This is a genomic window from Alkalibacillus filiformis, assembly GCF_030814115.1.
Taxonomy (GTDB): domain Bacteria; phylum Bacillota; class Bacilli; order Bacillales; family Alkalibacillaceae; genus Alkalibacillus; species Alkalibacillus filiformis.
In genome coordinates, this window is record NZ_JAUSUP010000026.1 from 1 (window position 1) to 3,026 (window position 3,026).

Genomic DNA, 3,026 nt, shown 5'->3' on the forward strand with positions numbered 1-3,026 from the left:
GTACCTTGAAAACTAGATAAGATGAGATACCAAAGCATCGATAAAGTAAAGACAAACGCGTCTTTTCACGCAAGTAAGTTAAGTGAATAAGGGCGCACGGTGGATGCCTTGGCACTAGGAGTCGATGAAGGACGGGACAAACACCGATATGCCTCGGCGAGCTGTAAGTAAGCTACGACCCGGGGATTTCCGAATGGGGAAACCCACTGTCCGTAATGGGGCAGTATTCAACACTGAATTCATAGGTGTTGAAAGACAACTCGGGGAACTGAAACATCTCAGTACCCGAAGGAAGAGAAAGCAAAAGCGATTTCCTGAGTAGTGGCGAACGAAACGGAATTAGCCCAAACCAAGGCGCATGCGTCTTGGGGTTGTAGGACACTCCATACGGAGTTATCAAGAAAGTGAGTAGGCGAAGTGATCTGGAAAGGTCAGCCAAAGAAGGTAACAGCCCTGTAGCTGAAACTCACTTTCCTCCGGAGTGGATCCTGAGTACGGCGGAACACGTGTAATTCCGTCGGAATCTGGGAGGACCATCTCCCAAGGCTAAATACTCCCTAGTGACCGATAGTGAACCAGTACCGTGAGGGAAAGGTGAAAAGTACCCCGGAAGGGGAGTGAAATAGAACCTGAAACCGTGTGCCTACAAGTAGTCGAAGCCCGTTAATGGGTGACGGCGTGCCTTTTGTAGAATGAACCGGCGAGTTACGATTACGAGCAAGGTTAAAGGGAAGACCTGGAGCCGCAGCGAAAGCGAGTCTGAATAGGGCGAATGAGTTCGTGATCGTAGACCCGAAACTGTGTGATCTACCCATGTCCAGGGTGAAGGTAAGGTAACACTTACTGGAGGCCCGAACCCACGTATGTTGAAAAATGCGGGGATGAGGTGTGGGTAGCGGTGAAATGCCAATCGAACACAGAGATAGCTGGTTCTCTCCGAAATAGCTTTAGGGCTAGCCTCAACGTGAGAGTCTTGGAGGTAGAGCACTGATTGGACTAGGGGCCCCTATCGGGTTACCGAATTCAGTCAAACTCCGAATGCCAATGACTTATCGTTGGGAGTTAGACTATGGGTGATAAGGTTCATAGTCGAAAGGGAAACAGCCCAGACCGCCAGCTAAGGTCCCTAAGTATGTGTTAAGTGGAAAAGGATGTGGCGTTGCTCAGACAACCAGGATGTTGGCTTAGAAGCAGCCATCATTTAAAGAGTGCGTAATAGCTCACTGGTCGAGTGACGCTGCGCCGAAAATGTACCGGGGCTAAACACATCACCGAAGCTGCGGACTGTCCAATGGACAGTGGTAGGAGAGCGTTCTAAGGGCGTTGAAGTCAGACCGTGAGGACTGGTGGAGCGCTTAGAAGTGAGAATGCCGGTATGAGTAGCGAAAAAGAAGTGAGAATCTTCTTCACCGTAAGCCTAAGGTTTCCTGAGGAAGGCTCGTCCGCTCAGGGTAAGTCGGGACCTAAGCCGAGGCCGAAAGGCGTAGGCGATGGATAACAGGTTGAAATTCCTGTACCACCTCCTTTCCGTTTGAACAACGGGGGGACGCAGGAGGATAAGGGAAGCGTGCCATTGGATGTGCACGCCCAAGCAGAGAGTGTGATGGATAGGCAAATCCGTCCATCAAACGCATGATCTGTGATGGGGAGGGAACATAAGTACCGAAGTCCCTGATTTCACACTGCCAAGAAAAACCTCTAGTGAGGAAAGAGGTGCCCGTACCGCAAACCGACACAGGTAGGCGAGGAGAGTATCCTAAGGTGATCGGGAGAACTCTCGTTAAGGAACTCGGCAAAATGACCCCGTAACTTCGGGAGAAGGGGTGCTCACCTAGACTACGGTCTAGGGAGCCGCAGTGAAAAGGCCCAAGCGACTGTTTATCAAAAACACAGGTCTCTGCGAAGCCGTAAGGCGAAGTATAGGGGCTGACACCTGCCCGGTGCTGGAAGGTTAAGGGGATGCGTTAGTCCTTCGGGACGAAGCGTTGAACCGAAGCCCCAGTAAACGGCGGCCGTAACTATAACGGTCCTAAGGTAGCGAAATTCCTTGTCGGGTAAGTTCCGACCCGCACGAAAGGTGCAACGACTTGGGCACTGTCTCAACGAGAGACCCGGTGAAATTATACTATGCGTGAAAATGCGCATTACCCGCGACAGGACGGAAAGACCCCGTGGAGCTTTACTGTAGCCTGATATTGAATGTTGGTACAGCTTGTACAGGATAGGTGGGAGCCAGAGAAACCGGAGCGCTAGCTTCGGTGGAGGCGCCGGTGGGATACCACCCTGGCTGTACGGACATTCTAACCCAGAACCGTGATCCGGTTCGGAGACAGTGTCAGGTGGGCAGTTTGACTGGGGCGGTCGCCTCCTAAAGAGTAACGGAGGCGCCCAAAGGTTCCCTCAGAATGGTTGGAAATCATTCGAAGAGTGTAAAGGCAGAAGGGAGCTTGACTGCGAGACCTACAAGTCGAGCAGGGACGAAAGTCGGGCTTAGTGATCCGGTGGTTCCGCATGGAAGGGCCATCGCTCAACGGATAAAAGCTACCCCGGGGATAACAGGCTTATCTCCCCCAAGAGTCCACATCGACGGGGAGGTTTGGCACCTCGATGTCGGCTCATCGCATCCTGGGGCTGTAGTCGGTCCCAAGGGTTGGGCTGTTCGCCCATTAAAGCGGTACGCGAGCTGGGTTCAGAACGTCGTGAGACAGTTCGGTCCCTATCCGTCGTGGGCGTTGGAAATTTGAGAGGAGCTGTCCTTAGTACGAGAGGACCGGGATGGACACACCGCTGGTGTACCAGTTGTTCCGCCAGGAGCATCGCTGGGTAGCTACGTGTGGTCGGGATAAGTGCTGAAAGCATCTAAGCATGAAGCCCCCCTCAAGATGAGATTTCCCATCGCTTCGAGCGAGTAAGATCCCTCAGAGACGATGAGGTAGATAGGTTCGAGGTGGAAGCGTGGTGACACGTGGAGCTGACGAATACTAATCGATCGAGGACTTAACTTAAAACAAAAGTGAAAAGCGCGT

General features: G+C 52.3%; 1 rRNA gene. It reads left to right on the plus strand.

Features of this window, described 5'->3' with window-relative positions:
- The first annotated feature begins 76 nt into the window (after positions 1–76).
- A 23S ribosomal RNA gene (locus tag J2R98_RS14430) occupies positions 77–3,005 on the plus strand.
- The last annotated feature ends 21 nt before the right edge of the window (positions 3,006–3,026 follow it).